The 22,956-nt window shown below is 70.4% G+C and carries 18 protein-coding genes and 2 pseudogenes; 10 read left to right on the forward strand and 10 right to left on the reverse strand.

Going from position 1 to position 22,956, the window contains the following annotated elements:
* The first annotated feature begins 22 nt into the window (after window positions 1-22).
* Window positions 23-196, forward strand: coding sequence for a DUF3117 domain-containing protein (locus ACFJGU_RS17045; protein ID WP_022897336.1), 174 nt, complete (start codon window positions 23-25; stop codon window positions 194-196).
* A gap of 71 nt (window positions 197-267) precedes the next feature.
* Here the strand turns inward: ACFJGU_RS17045 and ACFJGU_RS17050 are convergent, their stop codons facing one another.
* Window positions 268-900, reverse strand: a complete 633-nt coding sequence (locus tag ACFJGU_RS17050; protein ID WP_382304969.1) for an O-methyltransferase — start codon at window positions 898-900, stop codon at window positions 268-270.
* A 94-nt stretch (window positions 901-994) separates the two neighbouring features.
* Between ACFJGU_RS17050 and ACFJGU_RS17055 the strand changes: the two are divergent.
* Window positions 995-1,256, forward strand: a pseudogene (locus ACFJGU_RS17055) (Sec-independent protein translocase TatB); the annotation flags it as partial.
* 294 nt (window positions 1,257-1,550) lie between these two features.
* Here the strand turns inward: ACFJGU_RS17055 and ACFJGU_RS17060 are convergent.
* Genes ACFJGU_RS17060 through ACFJGU_RS17075 form a run of 4 tightly spaced genes read right to left on the reverse strand, consistent with a single transcriptional unit; the run spans window position 1,551 to window position 5,527 of the window.
* The gene (locus tag ACFJGU_RS17060; RefSeq protein WP_382304971.1) at window positions 1,551-2,453 is read right to left on the reverse strand and encodes a hypothetical protein; all 903 of its coding nucleotides are present in this window, start codon (window positions 2,451-2,453) and stop codon (window positions 1,551-1,553) included.
* A gap of 29 nt (window positions 2,454-2,482) precedes the next feature.
* On the reverse strand, window positions 2,483-3,655 hold the full coding sequence (locus ACFJGU_RS17065) for a P-loop NTPase (RefSeq protein WP_382304972.1): 1,173 nt from the start codon (window positions 3,653-3,655) through the stop codon (window positions 2,483-2,485).
* Window positions 3,652-4,200 carry a DUF1003 domain-containing protein gene (locus ACFJGU_RS17070; protein ID WP_382304974.1) on the reverse strand — a complete coding sequence of 183 codons (549 nt, stop codon included), beginning with the start codon at window positions 4,198-4,200 and terminating at the stop codon, window positions 3,652-3,654. The genes ACFJGU_RS17065 and ACFJGU_RS17070 overlap by 4 nt, the downstream gene beginning before the upstream one ends.
* A complete protein-coding gene (locus ACFJGU_RS17075) occupies window positions 4,187-5,527 on the reverse strand; it encodes a magnesium transporter MgtE N-terminal domain-containing protein (protein ID WP_382304976.1) in 1,341 nt (446 codons plus the stop codon). The genes ACFJGU_RS17070 and ACFJGU_RS17075 overlap by 14 nt, the downstream gene beginning before the upstream one ends.
* 128 nt (window positions 5,528-5,655) lie before the next feature.
* Here ACFJGU_RS17075 and ACFJGU_RS17080 point away from each other — a divergent pair, with 128 nt between their 5' ends.
* Window positions 5,656-6,153, forward strand: coding sequence for a general stress protein (locus ACFJGU_RS17080; RefSeq protein ID WP_382304978.1), 498 nt, complete (start codon window positions 5,656-5,658; stop codon window positions 6,151-6,153).
* A gap of 8 nt (window positions 6,154-6,161) precedes the next feature.
* Here ACFJGU_RS17080 and ACFJGU_RS17085 read toward each other — a convergent pair whose 3' ends face one another.
* Window positions 6,162-7,658, reverse strand: a complete 1,497-nt coding sequence (locus ACFJGU_RS17085) for an aminopeptidase P family protein (RefSeq protein ID WP_382304980.1) — start codon at window positions 7,656-7,658, stop codon at window positions 6,162-6,164.
* A gap of 84 nt (window positions 7,659-7,742) precedes the next feature.
* Here ACFJGU_RS17085 and ACFJGU_RS17090 point away from each other — a divergent pair, with 84 nt between their 5' ends.
* Window positions 7,743-8,612 (forward strand): PHP domain-containing protein, encoded by an 870-nt coding sequence (locus ACFJGU_RS17090; protein WP_382304982.1) that lies wholly within the window; start codon window positions 7,743-7,745, stop codon window positions 8,610-8,612.
* Window positions 8,613-8,714: 102 nt separating this feature from the next.
* Here ACFJGU_RS17090 and ACFJGU_RS17095 read toward each other — a convergent pair whose 3' ends face one another.
* Entirely contained in the window at window positions 8,715-10,235 is a 1,521-nt protein-coding gene (locus ACFJGU_RS17095; RefSeq protein WP_382304984.1) for a DEAD/DEAH box helicase, read from the reverse strand.
* 214 nt (window positions 10,236-10,449) lie between these two features.
* On the opposite strand from ACFJGU_RS17095, the gene ACFJGU_RS17100 reads away from it, so the two are divergent.
* On the forward strand, window positions 10,450-11,166 hold the full coding sequence (locus ACFJGU_RS17100) for a ferritin-like fold-containing protein (protein ID WP_382304985.1): 717 nt from the start codon (window positions 10,450-10,452) through the stop codon (window positions 11,164-11,166).
* 51 nt (window positions 11,167-11,217) lie between these two features.
* On the opposite strand, the gene ACFJGU_RS17105 is transcribed toward ACFJGU_RS17100, so the two are convergent.
* Both ACFJGU_RS17105 and ACFJGU_RS17110 read right to left on the reverse strand, forming a co-directional pair.
* A complete protein-coding gene (locus ACFJGU_RS17105; RefSeq protein ID WP_382304987.1) occupies window positions 11,218-11,526 on the reverse strand; it encodes a hypothetical protein in 309 nt (102 codons plus the stop codon).
* 10 nt (window positions 11,527-11,536) lie between these two features.
* The gene (locus ACFJGU_RS17110) at window positions 11,537-11,761 is read right to left on the reverse strand and encodes a DUF3107 domain-containing protein (RefSeq protein WP_382304989.1); all 225 of its coding nucleotides are present in this window, start codon (window positions 11,759-11,761) and stop codon (window positions 11,537-11,539) included.
* A 163-nt stretch (window positions 11,762-11,924) separates the two neighbouring features.
* Between ACFJGU_RS17110 and ACFJGU_RS17115 the strand changes: the two genes are divergently transcribed.
* From ACFJGU_RS17115 to ACFJGU_RS17125, 3 genes and pseudogenes are all read left to right on the forward strand, one after another.
* Window positions 11,925-15,179: a PD-(D/E)XK nuclease family protein gene (locus ACFJGU_RS17115; RefSeq protein WP_382304990.1), complete on the forward strand. Its 3,255-nt coding sequence runs from the start codon at window positions 11,925-11,927 to the stop codon at window positions 15,177-15,179.
* Window positions 15,180-15,430: 251 nt separating this feature from the next.
* Window positions 15,431-16,243, forward strand: a pseudogene (locus ACFJGU_RS17120) (UvrD-helicase domain-containing protein); the annotation flags it as partial.
* A gap of 481 nt (window positions 16,244-16,724) precedes the next feature.
* Window positions 16,725-18,602, forward strand: a complete 1,878-nt coding sequence (locus tag ACFJGU_RS17125) for a PD-(D/E)XK nuclease family protein (RefSeq protein ID WP_382304991.1) — start codon at window positions 16,725-16,727, stop codon at window positions 18,600-18,602.
* 41 nt (window positions 18,603-18,643) lie between these two features.
* Here ACFJGU_RS17125 and ACFJGU_RS17130 read toward each other — a convergent pair whose 3' ends face one another.
* Window positions 18,644-19,687 (reverse strand): phosphotransferase, encoded by a 1,044-nt coding sequence (locus ACFJGU_RS17130; RefSeq protein ID WP_382304992.1) that lies wholly within the window; start codon window positions 19,685-19,687, stop codon window positions 18,644-18,646.
* Between the two features lie 62 nt (window positions 19,688-19,749).
* Here ACFJGU_RS17130 and nudC point away from each other — a divergent pair, with 62 nt between their 5' ends.
* Window positions 19,750-20,772, forward strand: coding sequence for an NAD(+) diphosphatase (gene nudC, locus ACFJGU_RS17135; protein WP_382304993.1), 1,023 nt, complete (start codon window positions 19,750-19,752; stop codon window positions 20,770-20,772).
* Window positions 20,769-22,526 carry an ATP-dependent helicase gene (locus ACFJGU_RS17140; protein WP_382304995.1) on the forward strand — a complete coding sequence of 586 codons (1,758 nt, stop codon included), beginning with the start codon at window positions 20,769-20,771 and terminating at the stop codon, window positions 22,524-22,526. Before nudC ends, ACFJGU_RS17140 begins: the two co-directional genes overlap by 4 nt.
* The last annotated feature ends 430 nt before the right edge of the window (window positions 22,527-22,956 follow it).

Consider the following 22,956-nt stretch of genomic DNA (forward strand, 5'->3'; position numbering starts at 1 on the left):
GACACCACGAAAGGGGAGCCGAATGGCCGCCATGAAACCCAGGACCGGAGACGGACCGATGGAGGCAGTGAAAGAAGGACGCCTCATCATCGTGCGAGTGCCGCTGGAGGGCGGGGGGCGCCTCGTCGTCTCCGTCAACGACGCGGAGGCGAAAGAGCTTCACGACGCACTCGCCGGGGTGGTCAACCCCGCTTAGGCGAGTTGCTCACGACGACCTCGGCGCCCGGCGCCGGGGTCGTCGGCTTAACCCGGGCGAGCCGGATGCCGTCAGCTGACGATCTTGGTGACCTGCAGCAGTCCGTCGCCGGCGGGGGAGAGCGCCACGAGCACGGCCTCGGAGGCCGAGAGCTCGGTGACGAGGGTGCGGAAGTCTCCCACCGTGTCGCCGCGCTGCACCGGATCGGCCACCTTGTCTTTCCAGAGCGCGTGCGGCACCAATACGGTTCCGCCGCGGCGCACGAGCCTCAGGGCGTGCTCGACGTACTCGATCACCGATGCGGCATCGGCGTCGACCAGCACCAGGTCGTAGGAGTTCTCGTTCAGACGAGGCAGCACGTCGCCGGCGCGGCCGGTGATGAGGCGGATGCGGTTGGCCGGCACCTTGGCCTCCAGCAGCGCCGCCCGGGCGACCTGCTGGTGTTCGAGCTCAGTGTCGATGGAAGTGATGGTGGCTTCCGGAGCCCCCTTGAGCATCCAGAGGGCGGAGACGCCGAGCCCGGTGCCGATCTCGACGATCGACTTGGCGGCGGTTGCCGCGGCGATCACGGCGAGCTGACTGCCGATGGCGGGGGAGACGGATTCGACTCCCACCTCGGACGCGTGCGACCGCGCCGCGATGATCTGCGGGCTCTCGACGACGATGTCGTCGGCGTACTTCCAACTGGATTCTTTGCTTGACACGGTGGGCCTCCGATGCCAGCTTAGGCAACCGTCGCCCGCTCTCCGGGAGCCACGCCCCACAGGTGACCCTCGGCGACGGTTGTATGATTTCAGAGTGTTCGGGTTGACCTTTGAGAAGCTGCTGCTGATCGGTGTGATCGCGGTCTTCGTGCTGGGCCCCGAACGCCTTCCGGGCTACGCGGCCAAGCTCGCGCAGCTCGTCCGCACCGTGCGCGACATGGCCAATGGAGCCAAGGAGCGGATGAAGGACGAGATGGGGCCCGACTTCGACGAGGTCGACTGGAAGAAGCTTGATCCGCGGCAGTACGACCCGCGCCGCATCATCCGCGAGGCCCTGCTCGACGACGAGCCCGCCACGCCGGCTGTGCGTCCGGTGACCCGGGCACCGGGAGCGACGCGTCCGGAGCCTGCCTATCTGCAGCACAAGGCGAAGTCCGCGGGCGGACCGGTGCCGATCGTCGGTGCGGGTGCTGGGGGAGCTGCGGGTGGAGCCGCCGGTGACACCGGGTCGGGTGTCACTGACGCTACAGAGGCATCGGAGGGCACCGAGACGGCCGTCGCCGTGGATGCCGCCGGGTCGCGCGCGGAGGCCGCCACCGTCTACGACACCGAAGCCACCTGAGCGGTTCCCGGTTCGAGCGGCGCGGGGTTCAGCCCTCGGGCGTGGGCGCGGCGGCGAAACCGCAGCGCACCGCGATGAAGTCGTAGATCGCCAGCCGCAACGAATCGCTCGAGGGCACCGAGACGGTGCCGGACGGACCGCCGGCCACGTCGAGCACCACCGGGAGGAAGGTGCCGCGCTTGTCCTCGGCGATCGCGTGCGGGTCGCAGCGCGCCGGCACCACGTCGAGGGTGAACTCCTGCGGCGCATCCCCGCCCGCGAGCGTCGCGTCGAGCGGCCAGGTCGTGCCTTCTGCAGGCTGGAGCAGGATCGTGAACCGAACCTCGTCGAGGTGCAGTTCACCGGTTCCGCCCGTCGGATCGGCACGGAGCGTGAGATGCGCCACCGAGTCCTCACCCGTCCCGGTCACCGCCAGGGAGTCGTCGAGACTCAAGGCGGCGACGCCGGCCACCGCGTCGTCGAGGCAGTCCTCCGCGGCGATCCGGGCGAGCACGCCGAAGGGATCGCTGGGCTGTCCGGTGACGTCGTGCGTGGCACCGGATGCGTCGGCGAGCGTGATCGTGAGCGTCGGCTCCGTCCCTTTCGGCGACGGGCACACGGCGGCCGGGAGCTGCACGGGCAGAGACCGCGTCAATCCGGCCGGTACGTCGGTCGAGGCGGACTTGGACCACGATGCGGGTTCGACGAACTGCGCCGACTCGAACCGGGCACCCACCACCGTCACCGGTTCGGCTCCCTCATTGGTGACGGAGAGCTGCAGAATGCGCTTGGCGTAGTCGGGCCGGTTCTGCAGGATGGCGAGCCCCAGGCCGTCGACGACGGTCGGCGGGGCGGGCGTCGAGGCCGTGGGACGTGCGGAAGGGGTGGCGTCACCTCCACCCGACCCGGTGCATCCGGTGATCACGAAGGCGACCGCCAGGCCGACAGCCACTGCGATGCCTGCGCCGTGCCGCCTCGCGGTCATACCGGAGAGAGTCCCAGCTTGCGGCCGGCGAGGTCGCGGCCGCGCCGCGCCATCCGGTCGGCGACGGCACGGATGGCGACGCTCGCGGGATCTGCCGGATCGGCGAGGACGACCGGCGCTCCGACGTCGCCGCCGGTGCGCAGTCCCAGGCTGATCGGCACCGAGGCGAGCAGCGGCACCTCCGAGCCCTGGCGCGCGCTCAGGCGAGAGGCGACATCCGTTCCTCCGCCCGCGCCGAAGATGTCGAGTACGGTGCCGTCGGGGGCGGCGAATCCCGCCATGTTCTCGATGACGCCGTAGACGTGCTGGCCGGTCTGCATGGCCACGAGGCCGGAGCGCTCGGCGACATCGGCCGCGGCGGCCTGCGGGGTGGTGAGCACGATCACCTCCGCGTTCGGCAGCAGCTGACCGATCGAGATCGCGATGTCGCCCGTGCCCGGCGGGAGGTCGAGCAGCAGCACGTCGAGGTCGCCGAAGTAGACGTCGGTGAGGAACTGGTTGATGGTGCGGTGCAGCATCGGGCCGCGCCACGCGACCGCGCCGCCGGTGGAGGAGGCCTGATCGGGATCGATGAACATGCCGATCGAGATCACCTTCACCCCGAAGGCCACGGGGGGCAGGATCATGTCGTCGACCCGCGTCGGGCGTGCGGCCACGCCGGCGTCGTCGACGAGACCGAGGATGCCCGGGATCGAGAAGCCGTAGACGTCGGCGTCGATGAGACCCACCGAGAGGCCGCGGTCGGCCAGTGCCACGGCGAGATTCGCGGTGAGAGTCGACTTGCCGACCCCGCCTTTCCCGCTCGTGACGGCATAGACCCGGGTGAGCGAGCCGGGCCCGAACGGCATGACGCGCTGCCCGGGACCGCGGAGCTTCAGGGTGAGGGCTGCGCGCTCCTCCTTCGACATGACCGAGACGTCCACCAGCACGGCTTCCACGCCGGGCACCGTCGCGGCAGCATTCCGCACGTCGCGTTCGATCGTGTCGGCAGCGGGGCATCCGACGATCGTCAGCTTCAAGCCGATGCTGGCGTGACCGGCGTCGCTCACCTCGATCGCGCCCACCATGTCGAGCTCGGTGATGGGCTTGCGGATCTCGGGATCGATCACTCGCCCGAGAGCCCCGCGCACGGCCTCGGCGAGAGCGTCGGCTGCTACGGCCACGGTCACTCGCCCGACTTGCCCGAGGCGCCGGGGGTTCCGGTGGCCGGCCGGTCGCGATCGAGTTCTTCGAGCAGCGACCGCAGTTCGGCCCGGATGAACTCCTTGCTCGCCATGTCCTGCAGCGCGAGGCGGAGGGCCACCACCTCGCGGGCGAGGTATTCGGTGTCGGCGAGGTTGCGCTCCGAGCGCTGACGGTCCTGCTCGAACTGCACGCGGTCGCGGTCGTCCTGCCGGTTCTGGGCGAGCAGGATGAGCGGCGCGGCATAGGAGGCCTGGAGCGACAGGATGAGGGTCAGCGCCGTGAACCCGATGGCTGCGGAGTCGAAACGCCACGCCTCCGGGCCGAGCGTGTTGAACAGCATCCAGACGACGACGAAAAGACTCAGGCCGAAGAGGAACCACGGCGTGCCCATCGCGCGTGCGATGGCCTCGGTGAGGCGGCCGAAGCGGTCGCGACTGGGAGCGGCGACCGGGCGGCGGGGGAGCACACTGCTGCGGCGCCCCTTCGGGGCATCCAGGCTGTTGTCCTGCTTGGTGTTACGACGTGCCATTGGTGGTCCTCCTTCCGCGGTTCATCAGTCGCGGCGCTCCGCTCTGCGCTCGCGTCGGCGTGCGATTCGGCACCTGTTCGGGTGCGTCGTCATCGCTGTCGTTACTTCGCCAGTCGTCAGGCAAGAGGTAGTCGAGGACATCGTCAATGGTCACCACCCCGACCAGTCGGTGGTTGTCGTCGACAACCGGAACGGAGACGAGGTTGTAGCTCGCGAGGATGCGCGACACCACGGCCGCGCTGGTGTCGGCGGTGACGGGTTCGAGGCCCTGGTCGAGGATCGTGCCGAGGCGCTCGTGCGGCGGGTACCGGAGCATCCGCTGGAAGTGCACCATGCCGAGGAAGCGGCCGGTCGGCGGCTCGTAGGGCGGCAGGGTGACGCAGATGGCGGCGCCGAGGGCGGGAGCCAGCTCGTGCCGCCGGATGAGCGCGAGCCCTTCGGCCACGGTGGCGTCGGCGGAGACGATGATGGGCTCGGTGGTCATGAGACCGCCGGCGGTGTCGGGGGCGTAGGCGAGCAGCATGCGCACGTCGTCGGCCTCTTCTGGCTGCATGAGCTCGAGAAGGTGCTCGCCGCGCTCCTCGGAGAGCTGTGCGATGAGGTCGGCCGCGTCATCCGGCTGCATCTGGTCGAGCACGTCGGCGGCCCGGTCGTCGTCGAGTTGGGAGAGGATCTCCACCTGCTCGCTCTCCGGCATCTCCTCGAGCACGTCGGCGAGACGGTCGTCGGGCAACTCCTCGGCCACCTCGAGCATGCGCGCCTGAGGAAGATCGAGCAGGGTGTTCGCGAGGTCGGCGGGCTTCAGGTCGCTGTAGGTGGCGATGAGCTGCTCGGCCGACTGCGCCTGGCCGACCGCGGTCTTCTCCCGCACGTCGTTCCAATTGGCGAACACGGTCGCGCCCTTGGCGAAGGGGGAGGAGCTGGTCTTCGGCCGTCGCACGAAGAGCTGGGCCACCGCCCACTCGCCCGGACCGAACTCCTCGATCGCGACGTCTTCGATCGTGGCCTGTCCGCTGCCGTCGGCGAACACGACGGTGCGGCCGAGCAGTTCGGCGATCACCCGCACTTCACCGCCGCGCTGCTCGAAGCGGCGCACGTTGATGAGGCCGGTGGTGATGATCTGGCCGCTCGAGATGCTGGTGACGCGCCCGATCGAGACGAACACCCGCCGGCGGCCCGGGATCTCCACGATGAGGCCCACCACGCGCGGCGGGTCGCTCTTGCGGTAGACCACGAGAACGTCGCGCACCTTGCCGAGCCGGTCGCCCGCGGGGTCGAAAACGGTGCACCCCGCCAAACGGGCGACGAAGACTCTGGTGGCACTCACATGTCTAACTTAGACCTTCGAACCGTGTGCTCCCGGGGCGTGCGGGCGCGCGCCGGACGCATGGTCGCGCATCCGGCCGCCGTCGCCCTTCGCACCCGGCGTGGATATGCCCGTGGAAGAATGGATGCGTGACCGATCGACCGCCCTTCAGCCGCCGTGGGATGCCGCGCGAGCCCGTGCTGCCGCGCGGCGAGATCGTGGCGACCTTCGACAGCTACCAGGAGGCGCAGGCGGCGGTCGACCGCCTCGCGCACGCCGAATTCCCGCTCCGGGAGGTCTCGATCGTCGGCAGCGATCTGAAGAGCGTCGAGCGGGTGACCGGCAAGTTGAGTTACGGCCGCTCGGCTCTCGCGGGTGCCCTGTCGGGGCTCTGGGTCGGATTGTTCTTCGGCTTGTTGCTCGTGCTGCTGTCTCCGACGGGCACGACCCCGCTGTTCATCGGCGCCGCCGCCCTGATCGGTGCGGGCTTCGGCCTGTTCTTCAACATCGCCGTCTACAGTGTCGGCCGTCGTCGCCGCGACTTCACCTCGGTGATGCAGGTGATGGCGACGTCGTATTCGGTGCTCGTCGGCCCGGAGTTCGCGAACCGCGCCCGCAACCTGCTCGACGCGCCCGCCGCCCCGTAGGCCTCGCTTCAGCTGGCCGGGTTCAGGCGCGCGAACCAGGCCTCCACGTCGTCGGCCGTGCGGGGGATGGCGATCGAGAGGTTCTCGGCGCCGTCGGCGGTGACGAGGATGTCGTCTTCGATGCGCACACCGATGCCGCGCATCTCCTCCGGGACGGTCAGGTCGTCGGGCTGGAAGTAGAGGCCGGGCTCGATCGTGAACACCATTCCCGGCTCGAGAATCCCGTCGAGATACATCTCGCGCCGAGCCTTCGCGCAGTCGTGCACGTCGATGCCGAGGTGGTGGCTGGTGCCGTGCACCATGTAGCGGCGGTGCTGCTGGTTGTCGGCTTCGAGCGCCTGCTCGGCAGTGACCGGCAGGAGGCCCCACTCCGCGGTGCGTTCCGCGATCACGGCCATCGCCGTCTGGTGGATCTCGCGGAACCTGATGCCCGGCCGCACGATGGCGAAAGCGGCATCCGCCGCCTCGCGCACGGCTTCGTAGATCTTGCGCTGCACCTCGGTGTACCGCCCCGAGACCGGGATGGTGCGCGTGATGTCGGCCGTGTAGTAGCTGTCGAGCTCGATTCCCGCATCCATCAGGATGAGGTCGCCGGGTGCCACCGGGCCGTCGTTCCGCGTCCAGTGCAGGATGCACGCGTGGGGACCGGAAGCCGCGATCGTGTCGTAGCCGACGGTGTTGCCGTCGTGGCGCGCGCGGGTGTTGAACACGCCCTCGACCAGGCGCTCGCCGCGCTCGTGCTGCGAGCTGCGTGGGAAGTCGGCGATCACGTCGTCGAAGCCCCGGGCCGTGGCCTCCACGGCGAGGCGCATCTGCTCGATCTCGTACGCGTCTTTGACGAGCCGCATCTCGGAGAGGAACTGGTGGAACCCGGCGTCACCCTCCTCGCCCGCGCCCGCCGGAAGGTCTCCGGCGGCCTCGCGGACGACCAGCGTCGACCCGTCGAATTCGACGGTCTCGAACTCCGCGATGCCGCGCGTGGCCAGCCCCAGGTCCCTCGCCACTTGGGCGAGCGAGGGGCGCGGACCGATCCAGAACTCCCCGATCTCGGGGTTGGCGTAGAACTCGTCGGAGTCGCGGCCGGCCCGCTCGCGGAAGTAGAGCGTGAACGCGTGCCCATCGGCCGTCGGCTCGCCGACGAGGAACGAGCCCGGTTCGGAATCGGAGCCCCAGCCGGTGAGGTAGGAGAAGGCGGAGTGCGCCCGGTAGGGGTAGTCGGTGTCGTTCGACCGCTGCTTCGCGGCTCCGGACGGCACGATCAGCCGTTGGGCGGGGAAGGCCTCGGAGAGCTTGCGCCGGCGGTCGGCAGCGAAGGACGCCTGCGCTCGGGCGGGCGGCAGCACGTCGGCGCGCTCGGCCCAGTTGCTGCCGATGTAATCGCGGAACGCCTCGGACGCCGGCGTGGTCGACCGGTTGCTCGTGGCGCGGGGCTTCGGCGCCTCGGTGGCCTGGTGGCCGGCGGTGGTGTGCTCGGCGGTGGTGCTGTGGTCGGTCGTCTCTGCCATGCCTCCATTGTTCCACTCGATCCCGGGAGTATCGCCGGTCGGCGCGTGTCTGTGGACGACTCGGCGACTGGCTACGATTGTGGAATGTCTTCCGATCGGCTGTTCCGGGGGCCGATCGATCTGCACACGCACAGCAGGGTCTCCGACGGCACGGAGTCGCCCGCGCAACTCGTGCGCGCGGCCGCCGAAGCCGGACTCGGCACCGTCGCCCTGACCGACCACGATTCCACCGCCGGCTGGGCCGAGGCGTCCACCGCGGCCGTCGGCAACGGCATCACGCTCATCCCGGGCATGGAGCTCAGCACCCGCGTCGAGTGGTCGAGCGTGCACATGCTCGCGTATCTCTTCGACCCGAACAACGCGAAACTCGTGGCCGAGACGGCGCGCATCCGCGAGGCGCGTCTGCACCGGGCCGAGGAGATGGTGGCGCGGATCGGCCGCGACTACGACCTCGAGTGGGACGACGTGGTCGCCCAGACCGAGCCCGGCTCCACGGTCGGGCGCCCGCACATCGCCGACGCCCTCGTGGCGCGTGGGCTGGTGAGCACCCGCAGTGAGGCCTTCGAAGGCATCCTGCACTGGCGCGCCGGCTACTACCAGCCGCACTACGCCCCCGATCCCTTGGCCGCGATCGAACTCGTGGTCGCGGCCGGCGGGGTGCCGGTCATGGCGCATCCGGCGACCCGCAGCCGCACCGACGTCGCCCTGGAGGGGCGGATGCGCAGCTACGCCGACGCGGGCCTCTTCGGCCTGGAGATCGACCACCGGGAGAACACCCCCGAGGGGAGGGTGCGCTTGCGTGCGCTGGCTACCAAGTACGGCCTCGCGCTCACGGGCTCGAGTGACTACCACGGCGAGGGCAAGCCCAACCGTCTCGGCGAGAACACCACGGCCCCCGAAGTCGTCGATGCCCTCATCGCCCGCGCGACGGGCACCACACCGATCTACGCCTGAGCGGTTCTGCCGGAAAGTGTGCAAATAAGGAGGACCGGGGCCCTATATGGCCTCGGTCCTCCTTATTTGCACACTTACTCGCTGCGAAGGCGATTCGCGATGCTACTCCGCAGCGCGGGGGGCGCGGCGGCGGGTGCGGGAGCGGCGGCGCGGGGCGCTGTTGCCGTCGTGGTGCTCGGAGCCGGCGCCGGTCGACGTGGATTCCGTGGCCGCGGCCGAGCCCGGGTCGCCGGTCGCCGTCGGGAAGGTCTCGTTGAAGCTGCGCGGGGCGCTGTCGGAGCCCGCCGCACCGCCCGAGCGGCTGCGGCTGCGGTTGCGCGGAGGACGGCTGTCGGCGGCGCTGCCGCCGGACGAGCCGCCACGGGAACCGCCTCGCCCGCCCCGGTCACGGTCACCCGAGCCCGAGCCCGAGCCCGACCCCGACTCCGCGGTGCGCGAGGTCGGCTTGAGGCGCCCGCGGGTGCCCTCGGGGATGTCGAGGTCGGTGAACAGGTGCGGAGACGAGGAGTACGTCTCCACCGGCTCCGGCTGCCCGAACTCGAGCGCGCGGTTGATCAGCGCCCACTTGTGCAGGTCGTCCCAGTCGACGAAGGTCACCGCGATGCCGGTCTTGCCGGCGCGGCCCGTGCGTCCGGCGCGGTGCAGGTACGTCTTGTCGTCGTCGGGGATGGTGTGGTTGATCACGTGGGTGATGTCGTCGACGTCGATGCCGCGGGCCGCGACATCCGTGGCGATCAGGATGTCCTTCTTGCCGGCCTTGAACCCGGCCATGGCGCGCTCGCGCTGCTCCTGGTTGAGGTCGCCGTGCACGGCAGCGGCGTTGAAGCCGCGGTCGTTGAGCTCCTCGACGAGTTTCGCGGCGGCGCGCTTGGTGCGCGTGAACACGACGGTCTTGCCGCGGCCCTCGGCCTGCAGGATGCGGGCGATCACCTCGTCCTTGTCCATGTTGTGCGCGCGGTAGACGAGGTGCTTGATGTTGGCCTGCGTCAGCCCCTCGTCGGGGTCGGTCGCGCGGATGTGGATGGGCCGGTTCATGAAACGGCGGGCGAGCGCCACGATCGGGCCGGGCATCGTGGCCGAGAAGAGCATGGTGTGGCGGGTGGGGGGCGTCTGCGCGAAGAGCTTCTCGATGTCGGCGAGGAATCCGAGGTCGAGCATCTTGTCGGCCTCGTCGAGCACCATCTCGCTGACCGCGCCGAGGTTCAGCAGGCGCTGGCCGGCGAGGTCGAGGAGGCGACCCGGGGTTCCGACGACGATCTGGGCGCCGGCCTTGATCTGCTCGATCTGGCCCTCGTAGGCCTTGCCGCCGTAGATCGACACGATCTTGGTGTTGCGGTTCTTCGCCGCGAAGTCGAGGTCTTCGGCGACCTGCACGCAGAGCTCACGGGTGGGGACGACTACGAGCGCCTTGACGCCCGGCGCCGGGTCGAGGCCGAGACGCTGGATGAGGGGCAGACCGAAGCCGAAGGTCTTGCCGGTGCCGGTCTTGGCCTGGCCGATGATGTCCTGCCCGTCGAGGGCGAGGGGGATGGTCTGCTCCTGGATGGGGAACGGCTCGAGGATGCCTTTGGAGGCGAGAGCATCGACCATGTCCTGATCGATGTTGAGTTCGGTGAAAGTCACTATGGATACCTGTCGTGGATGCGAGGCCGCCGGTGGTGAGAACGGTGCTGCGCGAGACGTGCGCGGCGACAACCGACGATGGCGTCGGGCGGCGGCGATTGCCCCGAGTTTCGTCAGGGCCCGGCATGAGTTTAGTCGACCGGGGACCTGAGGGCGGCGAAACGGCTCGCGGCGCGCGAAAAGCGGGCCGGTGAGCCCCGATAGGATTGGCGTCGTGTTCGGATTCCTCCGCCGCCCGAAGGTGCGCATCGACATCCCGCGGTTGAAGCCGAGGGTCGACACGTCGACCTATCCCAAGGTGAATCTGCCGGAGCTGACGCCCGAGGTGCTGCCCTATCTGGGCCAGGCCGCCTACGTGCAACTGGCCGTGTTCGAAGAGGTCTCGGATGCGATCGCCGCGGCTCCCACGGTGGCGGCCAAGCAGGTGCTCGCCCCCGCTGCGAGCCAGGCGCTCGACAAGCACGAGCGGCTGGTGGCCGAGATCCGCCGTCGGGTCGACACGCCGGCCGACGTGATGGCGCCGTTCACGCCGGGCATCGATCGGTACCGCGCCCTGGTGAAGGGATCGGACTGGTACGAACAGCTCGCGAGCGTCTACCTGACCGCGGGCATCCTCGACGACTTCTTCTCGCTGCTGGCGGCGGGCCTTCCGGGCGACATCGGCCCGCGCTGCATCGCGATCCTCGACGCCGAGACCGGGCGGCGCGCGATCGTGGACGTGCTGTCGGAGGCGATCACGGCCGATCCGGTGCTCGGTTCGCGATTGGCCATGTGGGGTCGCCGCGTGGTGGGCGACACGCTGCTCGTGGCGCGTTCCGCCATCCACCTCACCGGCAACCCGGAGTCGGACGAGCAGCGGATCGAGCCCGTGTTCACCGAGATGATCGCCGCCCACACGCGGCGGATGGACAAGCTCGGCCTGACGGCCTGACGGCCTGACGGCCTGACGGCCTGACGGCCCGGTCCGCTGAGGCGCGCCGGGTCAGCCCGGGACGGGGATGTTGCGCGACAGCAGGGCCTCGAGCCGCCGCTGGTCGTGCTGCTTGCGCGTGCGCCCGATGATCAGGTCGGCGATGACCACGACGGCCGCGGTGACGACCAGCGTCACCACCCAGATCCACCCGCCGTCCCATGCCCAGCCGAGCCAGGTGAGGCCCACCCAGACGACCGCCGACACGGCGGCGCCGATCGCGGGGATCAGCACGACGCCGTGGCGGTCGCGGTTCGGCAGGAAGTAACGGGCGCCGAGGCCGAGGATCACTCCGCCGAGGGTGATGAACAGCAGTTCCATACTCGGGACGTTAGCCGACGAAGCCGACGCGGCGCGACTCTTCGCTGCCGATCTCGACGTAGGAGAGGGAAGCGACGGGAACGAGGTAGACCTTGCCCTTGTTGTCGCTGAGCGAGACGTGCGTGCCTCCGCCGGCGAGAGCGGCCGCGATGGTCTGCTCGATCTCAGCCGGAGTCTGGCTCGACTCGAAGTTGAGCTCACGGGGCGAGTTAGCGATACCGATTCGGATGTCCATCTGGTGTGCCTTTCACGTCACGTGATCGGATTGACGACCACCTGCCCAGATTACGGCACCGCTCCGGCGCATCCTGCCGATCCGCCGGGGTCGGGCAGCAGCCCAGAGCGAACAGCCGTCGGGCGGACGGCGGATGTCGGAGGGGGCCGCTAGCGTGGGGGCCGTGAAAGAAGGTGCCGCCATCGAACTCGACCCCGCGCAGCGGTCCGTTCTGGAGCGGCCGGCCGATGCCTCCTTCGCCGTGATCGGCGCGCCCGGCAGCGGGAAGACGGTGACACTGCTGGAGCTGGTGGCCGACCGGGTGGAGCGCTGCGGTTTCGCTCCCGAGAGCGTGCTCGTGCTGGCGCCCACACGGCAGAGCGCTACGCGGCTGCGTGATCGGGTGGCGCTGCGCCTCGGAGTGCCGAGCAACGGGCCGCTGGCGCGCACCCCCACGTCGGCGGCGTTCGAACTGGTGCGCCGGAGTTCCGCCGCATCCGGTCGCCCGGTCGCTCTGCTGACCGGTGCGGAACAGGACAGAATCCTCGCCGAACTACTCGAAGGCTCGCTCGAAGACGCCTCCGAGGGGCGGGCGACGGTCGTGTGGCCCGAGGAGCTGCCCCCGGAGGTGCGGCGGTTGCGCGCCTTCCGCACCGAGCTCCGTGAGCTCATGATGCGGGCGACCGAGAACGGCGTGTCGCCGGCGGCGCTGCGGGAACTCGGCCTGCGTCACGACGTGCCCGAATGGGTGGCTGCTGCGGCATTCCTGCGCGACTACCACGCCACGGTCGAGGGGTTTGAAGCGGCTCGGCTCGACTCCGCCGAGCTGCTCGCCGAAGGGCGGCGCATCGTGCGGAGTTCGGGCGCGCTCTCCGGCCTGCGCCTCGTGGTGGTCGACGACTTCCACGACCTCGCGGTCGGCGCGGTGAACCTCGTGCGGGAGCTGGCCCGACAGGGGGCGGCCGTGGTGGCGTTCGGCGATCCGGATGCCGCGACCGCCGGTTTCCGTGGGTCGGATGTCCGGGCGCTCGGCCAGTTGTCGCGCGCGCTCGGGGTGCCGACCGCGCCACCGGTGGTGCTGCGCACCTCCTACCGGCAGACCGGGGCGCTGCGGGCGTTCACGCGAAGAGTGACCGAGCGGATCGGCACGGCCGCAGCAGGCTCACAGCGCGACACGCGGGATGCGGACGCCGAAGGATCGGCTGCGACCGCTGCGGGAGGAGCGGTCGGCGCCGCGGGCGCGGCGGCTGCAGGCGGCGGAAGGGTACTCACCGTGCAGGCGGATTCGCGCGCGGGCGAGATCGCGACGATCGCACACCTCCTGCGCGAGCGCTTCCTCCTGCACGACACCGACTGGTCGCGCATGGCCGTCGTCGTGCGCTCCGGGGCATTGGTGCCCGCCCTCGCCCGCGGGCTCGCCCTGGCCGAAGTGCCCACGCGAACCCTGTCCGCCGTGCAGGCGCTGCGCGACGACTACGCGGCGCGCCACCTGGTCGAGGGCCTCGCCATCGCGATCGGGGCGGCGGAGCTCACTCCCGAGACCGTGACCTCCGTCATCCTCGGGCCGCTCTGCGGGGTGGATGCCGTGGGTCTGCGCCGACTGCGGCTCGCGCTGCGGCACGACGAACTGGCCAGTGGCGGGAGTCGGCATTCCGACGAACTCCTGCGGGAGGCCGTGTTGGTCCCCGGTGTGCTGGTCACCATCGACTCGGCGCCTGCGCGCCGGGTGGCGGCCCTCGGAACCACTCTCGCGAAGCTGGCGGAGAGCCACCGGCGCGGGGCCACGATCGAAGAACTGCTCTGGGAGCTCTGGCAGCGCACCGGCCTCGCCAAACGATGGGGCGACCTCGCCGGCGGGTCGGGCATCGTGGCCGACGAGGCGAACCGCAACCTCGACGGAGCGGTCGCCCTCTTCACCGCGGCGAAGCGGTCGGTCGAGCGCGAACCCGAGCGCCCGGCCGAACTCTTCATCGATGAATTCCTCACGGCCGAGGTGCCCGAAGACACGCTGTCTCCGCGTTCGCGCAGCGGTTCGGTGCTGGTCACCACGCCCACGGGTGCGGTGGGCATCGACGTCGCAGTCGTGGTCGTGGCCGGGCTGCAGGAGTCGGTGTGGCCGAACCTCCGGCAGCGGGGGTCGCTGCTGCACGCACAACGCCTCAGCGCCCTGGTCGAGGCGGGCGGCGTCGGCGTCGGCGACCCGCTCGAGGCCGGGAGCGGCGCGGTCGCGGCCGTCGAAGACACCCGGGCCGAGGTGCTCTCCGACGAGCTGCGGATGTTCGCGCTCGCCGTCTCCCGCTCCCGCGAGCTCACCGTGCTGAGCTGCGTCTCGAACGACGACGAGCAACCCTCCCCGTTCTTCGGCCTGGCGCCCGACGCCGACCCGGTGCGTCCGGCGCGGCATCCGCTCTCCCTGCGCGGTCTCACCGGTCACCTGCGCCGGCGACTCGTCGAAGAGGGCGATCCGCGGGCGGCTTCCGCCCTCGCGCGGCTGGCCGGGGAGCAGGTGCCCGGCGCGCATCCGTCCGACTGGTACGGACTGCTGCCCGCCTCGACCGAGGAACCGATCGTCGATCCCGACGACGAGGAGGCGGTGGTGCGGGTCTCGCCGTCGCGCATCGAGGCGTTCGAGGAGTCTCCTCTGGTGTGGTTCATCGACCACGTGGCCGGCGGATCGAAAGGGCTGGCGGCCGGTATCGGCACCATCGTGCACGCGGTTATGGAACAGGTCGCGGCCGATCCGGAGGCGGAGCTGAGCACCGAGGAGCTGTGGCGCGCGGCCGAGGAACGCTGGCGCGAACTCCGCTTCGAAGCGCCTTGGATCGAGGAGCGCGAGAAAAGGGCACTCCACACCAAGCTCGACGGGCTGTCGGAGTACCTGCGGCACTTCGCGGCCGCCGATCACGAGCTTCTGGGCGCCGAAGCGGCCTTCGCCTTCCGGCAGGGTCGTGCACAGGTGAACGGCTCGATCGACCGGGTGGAGCGCCGGTCCGACGGCCGGATGCTCGTGATCGATCTGAAGACGGGCAAGTACCCCGCGTCGAAGGCCGATCTGCCTCGGCATGCTCAACTCGCCAGCTACCAGCTCGCCGTGCGATCAGGAGCCGTCGAGGGGTTCGGCGGGGGTCCGGCGCTCGCTGACTCCGACGGGTCGGAACCGAGCGCGGAGCCGGACTCCGCCGCCACCGCAGCCTCGGCGGCGGATGCGGGCGGCGCCGCTCTGCTCTACGTCGCGAAGGGGGAGCGGGGACTGCGTTTCACGCTCCGAGCGCAGGAGCCGCTCGATGACGAGGCGCTCGCCGACATCGCTCGGCGCATCGAAGACGTGGCCGAAGGGATGGCCGGCGCCACCTTCCGGGGAGTGGCCGAGCCCGAGGAGCGCGACCACCAGAATTCCTACGACTACCGCATCCAGCTGATCAAGGCGGTCTCCGAGTGACCGACGCCCTCTTCGACCTCGAGGCGCTCGACGACCCCGAGGCTTTCATCGTCCCGCCCCGCTATCTGCCTGGCGACCGAGACCGCGACAGCGCCGGCGTCCGCGGGGCAGGCGAGAATCCGGATGCGCCGCTCGGCCCGGTCGAGGGCGTCCGCCTCTCCGCGGTCGAGATCGCCGAACGACTCGGTCTTCCCCGCCCCACCGAGCAGCAGCGCGCCGTGATTGAGGCGCCGCTCGATCCTCGCATCGTGGTGGCCGGCGCCGGCAGCGGCAAGACGGAGACGATGGCGAACCGCGTGGTGTGGCTGATCGCGAACGGGCTGGTCGGTGTGCCCGAGGTGCTCGGTCTCACCTTCACGCGCAAGGCCGCGGGCGAACTCGCCGAGCGCATCCGGCACCGCCTCAAGCAGCTCGCCGATGCGCACCTCACCGAGCTCGCCTTCGATCCCTTCGACGCGCCGTCGATCGCCACCTACAACGCCTTCGCGAACAGCATCTTCCGCGAGAACGCCGTTGTGATCGGCCGGGAGGGAGAGGCCGCCGTGTTGAGCGAGGCCTCGGCCTGGCAGCTCGCGCGCAAGGTCGTGGTGTCGAGCGCCGATCAGCGGCTGTTGGAGGTCGAGAAGTCCGTCGACGTCGTCACCTCGGCCGTTCTCGCGCTCAGCCGCGCCCTGGCCGAGAACGTCGTGGAATCGTCGGAGGTCAGTCGCTACGCGGAGCGCTTCACCGGGCTGACCGAGCTGCCACTCGGGTCGGCTCGTTTGCGCGGAGTGCCGACCGAACTCGCCAAGGCGGTCGAGAACGTCGCCACCCTGCCCCTGCTGCTCGAGCTCGCGGATGCCTACGCCGCCGAGAAGGTGCGGCGCGGATACGTGGAATACTCCGACCAGATCGCTCTCGCCCTCGCGATCGTGGAGAGCACTCCGCGTGTGGTGGCCGACTACCGTGACCGCTACCGGGTGGTGCTGCTCGACGAATACCAGGACACCAGCGTCGTGCAGACGCGGTTGCTGTCGGCCCTGTTCCGGGCGCATCCGGTGATGGCGGTGGGCGATCCGCACCAGTCGATCTACGGATGGCGCGGAGCGAGCGCGGCGAACCTGGCACGATTCGGCGCGGACTTCGACGGCGGCGCGCATCCGTTCGCCCTGTCGACCAGCTGGCGCAACCCGCGACTCGTGCTCGACGCGGCGAACGCACTCGTCGAACCGCTGTCGGCGACCGCCGGCGTGCCGGTGGAGCAGCTCGGGCCGCGTCCCGGCGTGACCCGGGGCACCCTCGACGTCTCGTTCACCGAAACGGTGCGCGATGAGGCCCGAGAGGTGGCGACCTGGCTCGAGCAGCAACTGGCGGTGCGGGATGAGCAGGGTCGGCGGCGGTCGGCCGCTCTGCTGTGCCGCTCGGTCAAGAAGGTGGAGCCGTTCACCGCGGCGCTCGACGAGCGGGGCATCCCGTATCACGTGCTCGGCATCGGCGGCCTGCTCGGCCAGCCCGCCGTCGCCGACCTCGTGTCGACCCTTCGAGTGCTGTACCACCCGACCGCGGGTGCTGACCTCGTGCGGGTCCTGGCGGGGGGCGCGGTGGCGCATCGGCACCAAAGACCTGATCGCCCTGCGCAGCTTGGCGTCGTGGATCGCTCAACGCGACCACCGCTTCCAGAAGCTCGACCCCACGGTGTCGGGGCAGTTGCGCGGTTCGGTCGTGGCCGACGAAGACCGCTCGATCATCGACGCGCTCGACTTCCTCGCCACGGCGTCGCCCGAGCACGGTGCGGTGGGCGGCTTCAGCGAGCCCGGTCTCGCGCGTCTGCGTCAGGCGGCCGCCCAGTTCGCCTACCTACGGACGCGGGCCGGGCTCGGCCTCGTCGACTACGTCGACCTGGTGCAGCAGGAGCTGATGCTCGACATCGAGGTGCTCGCGAGTCCCCACGCAGCATCGGGGCGCGCGAGTCTCGACGCGTTCTCCGAGCAGCTCGACTCGTTCCTCGCCCTCGATCCGGCGGCCGGGCTCGGCGAGTTCCTGGCCTGGCTCGAGGAGGCCGAGAAGCGCGATCGCCTCGAGCCGCGCACCGAGGAGCCGGAGCCCGGCACGGTGCAGATCCTCACCATCCACGGCTCGAAGGGTCTGGAGTGGGATGTCGTGGCGATCCCGCGGATGGTCGAGAGTGAGCTGCCGGGAGCCCCGATGTCGAACCTCGGCTGGCTGGGATTCGGCGAGCTGCCGTTCGACTTCCGTGGCGACTCGGCCGAGCTGCCGGCACTCGCCTGGCGTGGTCTCCAGGGGCAGAACGAGTTCAAGCCGGCCCTGGACGCGTTCAAAGCGGCCAACGCCGATCACTACGCCGCCGAGCAGCGCCGGCTGATTTACGTCGCCGTCACCCGTGCTCGATCGGATCTGCTGCTGTCGGGCTCGTTCTGGACCACGGGGGTCAAGAGGGTTCGCGGCCCGGGCCAGTACCTGCGCGAACTCGACGAGATCGGCCTGGTTCCTTCGGGCGCGCTCCCGGAGACCACGGCCTTCGAGGAGAACCCGCTCGCCGAGTCGGAGAGCTGGACAGCGTGGCCGCGCGACCCGCTCGGGGCGAGGCGCCCGCGGGTGGCCGCCGCGGCATCCGCTGTTCTGGCCGCCGACCCCAACGCGCCGACTCCCTACGATCACGACATCGAGCTGCTGCTCGCCGAGCGCGCCGCTCTCCGAGGGGAGCGGATGCTCGACGTACCGGTGCGCATTCCGGCCTCCCGGTTCAAGGACTACGTGGCCGATCCGCAAGCGGTGGTGCGGGCGCTCCAGCGGCCGATGCCGGAGCGTCCGTTCCGGGCGACGCGGCTCGGCACGCGCTTCCACAGCTGGGTGGAGGAGCGGTTCCGGCAACGGGGCGGAAGTTCGCTGATCGATCTCGATTTGGTGGCGGGGGAGAACCTCGACCTCTTCGACGACGAGCTGGATGCCGTCGACGACGACGTCAGGGCGGATGCTGCGGGTGCCGGGGGTGCTGCGGGTGCGGGTGCGGGAGCGCCGGGCGATCTGCCCGAGCAGGCCGACGAGCGGCGGTTCGCCGAGCTGGTGGCGACGTTCGAGGCATCCGAATTCGCCGACCGGCAGCCGGTGGAGGTCGAGGTGGAGATCCACCTCGTGCTCGCCGATCGCGTCGTGGTGTGCAAGATCGACGCCATCTTCGCGGAGGGCGACTCGTTCCAGGTGGTCGACTGGAAGACCGGCAAGGCGCCGGTCGACGAGGCCGATCTGGAGCTGAAGCAGCTGCAGCTCGCCCTCTACCGTCTCGCGTACGCCCGGTGGAAGGGCATCGACGTCGACCGGGTCGACGCCGCGTTCTACTTCGTGGCCGACGACGAGGTGGTGCGGCCGGAACGCCTCTTCAGCGAGGCCGAGCTGGTTGCGCTCATCCGCGACTCGATGCTCTGACGCCGGCGCGAACCGGCGCGAGCCGGCGCGCTGTCGCGGAACTAGTCTTCGGCGATGCGGTTCGCGTGCTCGGTGGCCGAGGAACGGCCGGGCAGGGGAGTGCGGTCGAGCATCGCCTCGACGTCTTCCACCGCCATGATCTGGCCCGTGTCGGTGGAGAGCGGGTTGAGCAGATCGCTCTGCACGGTGGCGCTGAGGCTGCCGAGCATCGACTCCGCGTCGGCCACGATGGAGGCGTCGCGGGTGTCGACGCCGTGCAGCAGCCAGCGTGCGATCTCGAGCTCGGCGTAGAGCCGGGCGCGCTTGCGGAGCTGGCGGTCGGCCGGCTTGGAGACGGCGTTCTCGTACGCGTCGTACACGCGATCCGCGCTCTCGGCGCTCGAGGCGGAGTTGAGCCAGAACAGGTCGAGGGCGGGGTCGCCGACCCGCAGGTTCTGCCAGCCGATGATGCCGGTGACCTGGTCGTCGGCCAGCAGGAACGACTCGGGCGCCAGGGCGCCGTTCACCACCGCGGGCTGGAACTGCCACAGCGCGCTGTCCTCCAGGGCCAGCGACCAGCGGGTGAGCAGCTCTTTCGGCACCTTGCCCGACGCCGCGGCGCGGTCGGCCAACTTGCGCGAGGTGGCGGCGATCTGGGCGGGGGTGTTCGTGGTGAGTCCGGCATCCGACACCACCGAGGTGGGAAGGGAGTGCACGGCGGCGATGGCGCGGCCGATCGAGTCGGAGGCGCTTCGCTCTCCGCCGATGTCGTGGAGCGACGCCGGCACACCCTGGATGTAGTCGTAGACCAGCGCGCGGGTCTCGCCGATGGGCGCCTGACCGACGAACGCGGGGATGTGGAACGGCAGCCGGGAACGCACGCCCGGGGTGAGGGCGTTGAGCGCCACGAGGTCACGCGACTGCTCGGACTCGGCGTCGGAATTGACCGGAACGCGGACGATGTACTCCTCGCCCGACCGCAGCGTCACGACCGCCGAATCGAATCGGCCGTGGGTCGCGCTCGAGATCGCACGGGTCGCGATGATGTCCGCTCCCGCGACGGCAGAGGTCGCGAGCGCGGCTAGAGTGAGGTGGGATCTCGCCATGCTCTCTAGGGTAGGGCGGCTCCCGCCGGTCACGGCTTTCGCCACGCACGATTGGTCAACCCATGTCACGCGCTTTCCAGTCCCTGCTGCCGCTCTCCCGCCACCGGATCGATCGTGATCACGTGTCGCGCGCGAACCCCGAGCTGCTCGAGGAACGCTGGCGCGGAACCGAATCGCGCGTGCTCGTGCTGCACCGGGGCCAGGCGCTCGCCATCGCGGGCGCGAACCCGGCCGACTACGACGGGTTCGGTCCGAAGCCGACCGTCTCGGTGCATCCGAGACTGGATCTCCGATCGCCCGCCGAGCTGCCGGCCTCGGTGCTGCGGCACCTCGAATCCGGCGGGGTGCGCCTCTACCTGGGTTTTGGGCTCGACGACTCCGACGACCTCCCGGCCGACGCGCCCCTCTTCGCCATCTCGGTGACGGATGCGGATGCGAGCGCCCTCGAGTCCGCGGGGTCGAGCTGGCTGAACCTGCGCATGGTGGCCGCCGATCTCGACGACGTGGGTGCCGGCATGTTCACCGAGGCCCTCGCCATGTTCAACTGGCACACCACCCACACCCATTGCCCGCGGTGCGGCGAGGCGACCGTGGTGGAGAGCGGCGGCTGGGTGCGGCGCTGCCCGCGCGAGGACATCGAACTCTTCCCGCGCACCGATCCGGCCGTGATCGTGGGCATCGTCGACCACGACGACCGCATCCTGCTCGGCTCGAACGCCCTGTGGGAGAACAACCGCTATTCCTTGCTGGCCGGGTTCGTGGAACCCGGGGAGTCACTCGAGGCGGCCGCGATCCGCGAGATCGCCGAGGAATCCGGCGTGGTCATCGACGACCCCGAATATGTGGGATCACAGCCCTGGCCCTTCCCGGCCTCGCTCATGGTGGGGTTCATGGCGCGGGTGTCGGAGGAGCACCCGGCGGCGCTCCGCCCGGACGGCGACGAGATCCTCGACCTGCGCTGGTTCACCCGGGAGCAGCTGGCCGACCCGGCCAGCGACGTGCTGCTGCCGGGCGCGGCATCCATCGCCCGCGCCATCATCGAGCGCTGGTACGGCGGACCTCTTCCGGAGCCCGAGAACGCGTGACCGAGTCCTCTGCCGAATCCTCTGCCGACGACCTGCTGGACGCCCTCGACCCGCAGCAGCGCGTGGCGGCCCGGTCGTTGCTCGGGCCGGTCTGCATCCTCGCCGGTGCGGGCACCGGTAAGACGCGGGCGATCACGCACCGCATCGCCTACGGCGTCGCCACGGGCGTCTACTCTCCGAACCGGGTGATGGCGCTCACCTTCACCGCGCGCGCGGCGGCCGAGCTGCGTACCCGCCTGCGCCCGCTCGGGGCCGGGGGAGTCGCGGCCCGCACCTTCCACTCCGCCGCGCTCGCCCAGTTGAACTACTTCTGGCCCCAGGTGATCGGCGGCGAGGCGCCGAAGATCATCGACAACAAGGCGAAGGCCATCGCGCACGCGGCCGAACTGCTCCGACTGCGCGTCGACACCGCGACCCTTCGCGACGTCGCGGCGGAGATCGAGTGGCGGAAGGTCGCGAACCTCGGCCTCGAGGAGTACGAGTTGAAGGCCCGCACCGTGCGCACGATGCCCACGAACATCTCGGTCGAGCAGATGCTCGCGCTGCACGAGCGCTACGAGCAGCTGAAGGACGAGCGCCGCCAGCTCGACTTCGAGGACGTGCTGCTCGTCACGGCCGGCATGATCGAGCTCGAGCCTTCCGTGGCCATCCAGGTGCGCGAGCAGTACCGTTTCTTCGTGGTGGACGAGTACCAGGACGTCTCTCCTCTGCAGCATCATCTCCTCCAGCAGTGGCTGGGCGACCGTCGCGATCTCTGCGTGGTCGGTGACGCCAGTCAGACCATCTACTCCTTCGCCGGCGCGAGCGCCGACTACCTCCTCGATTTCGAGCGCCGCCACGAGAACGCGACGGTGGTGACGCTCGAGCAGAACTACCGCTCGACCCCGCCGATCATCGCGGTGGCGAACCGCCTGATGCGAGGCCGGCCCGGTGCCCTGACCCTGCACGCGGCGACCGCCGAGAGCGCCGGGAGCGCAGAGGCCGCCGTGCCCCCAGCGGATGCGGCTCCCGAGCCCACGGTCACCGCCTACCGCGACGACCAGGCCGAAGCCGACGGGGTCGCCGCCGCGATCGCCGACCTGATCGCCTCCGGGACGGAACCGAACGAGATCGCTCTGCTCTACCGGGTGAACGCGCAGTCGGCCGTGCTCGAACAGGCGCTCACGGCGGCCGGCGTCAGCTACCAGCTGCGCGGAGCCACCCGCTTCTTCGACCAGCCCGACGTGAAGCGGGCGGTGATGGAACTCCGCGCCGCCTCCGTCTCCATCACCGACGAGCCGCTGTTCAAATCGGTGAGCGACGTGCTGCGCTCGCGCGGCTGGTCGCAGGACCCGCCCGAGGGGGTGGGCGCGGTGCGCGACCGCTGGGAAGCGCTGAACGCCTTGATGGGCCTGGCCGAAGGGATGGCTCCGGGCACCACGTTCCGGCAGTTCACCGACGAGTTGATGGAGCGACAGTCGTCGCAGCACGAACCGACCGTGCGCGCCGTCACTCTCGCTACCTTGCACTCGGCCAAAGGCCTCGAATGGCCGGTGGTGTTCATCGTCGGCGTCGCCGAAGGGCTGGTGCCGATCAGCTACGCCACCGGATTCGAGGGCATCGACGAGGAACGTCGCCTGTTGTACGTGGGCATCACCCGTGCACGTCGCCGGCTCTCGCTCTCCTGGGCGGCGGCCGGATCACGGCGCAGCGGAGACCGGCAGCCCTCTCGATTCCTGGAAGAGAGCGGCATCCGCAGCGCGGATGCGGTCTGACCCTCTCCACCGACACCGCATGACCGGGGAGGCCCGGACGGAGCACGCGCACGGCCCGCGTTCGCCAGGACGCATCACCGGTCACGTACTCGACGAGCACCCGGGCCACCAGCGGCGCAGCCGTCGCCGCTCCCAGCGCATCCGCCGACGGCGCGGTGCGGCGGAGCGCCTGCAGGGCGATGGCCGGCCACGCTCCGTCGGCGTCGCTCCGGGTGTGCTCGATACACCGCGCGCAGGGCCCGCTCTCGCCGTCCTCGCCTGGAGGAGCACCGTCGGCCGGACCGCCGGAGACGGCGCCGACCTCGGCCGGCGCGACGACCGGCCCCACCCTCACGGAGCGCTCGCCGAACTCCACCAGGAGATGCGGAACGTCGTCGCGCAACCAGACGGCCGCGCGCCGCGGGTCGGTGACGTAGTGCGAGACGACCAC

This window comes from Herbiconiux sp. UC225_62 (assembly GCF_042694625.1).
Taxonomy (GTDB): domain Bacteria; phylum Actinomycetota; class Actinomycetes; order Actinomycetales; family Microbacteriaceae; genus Herbiconiux.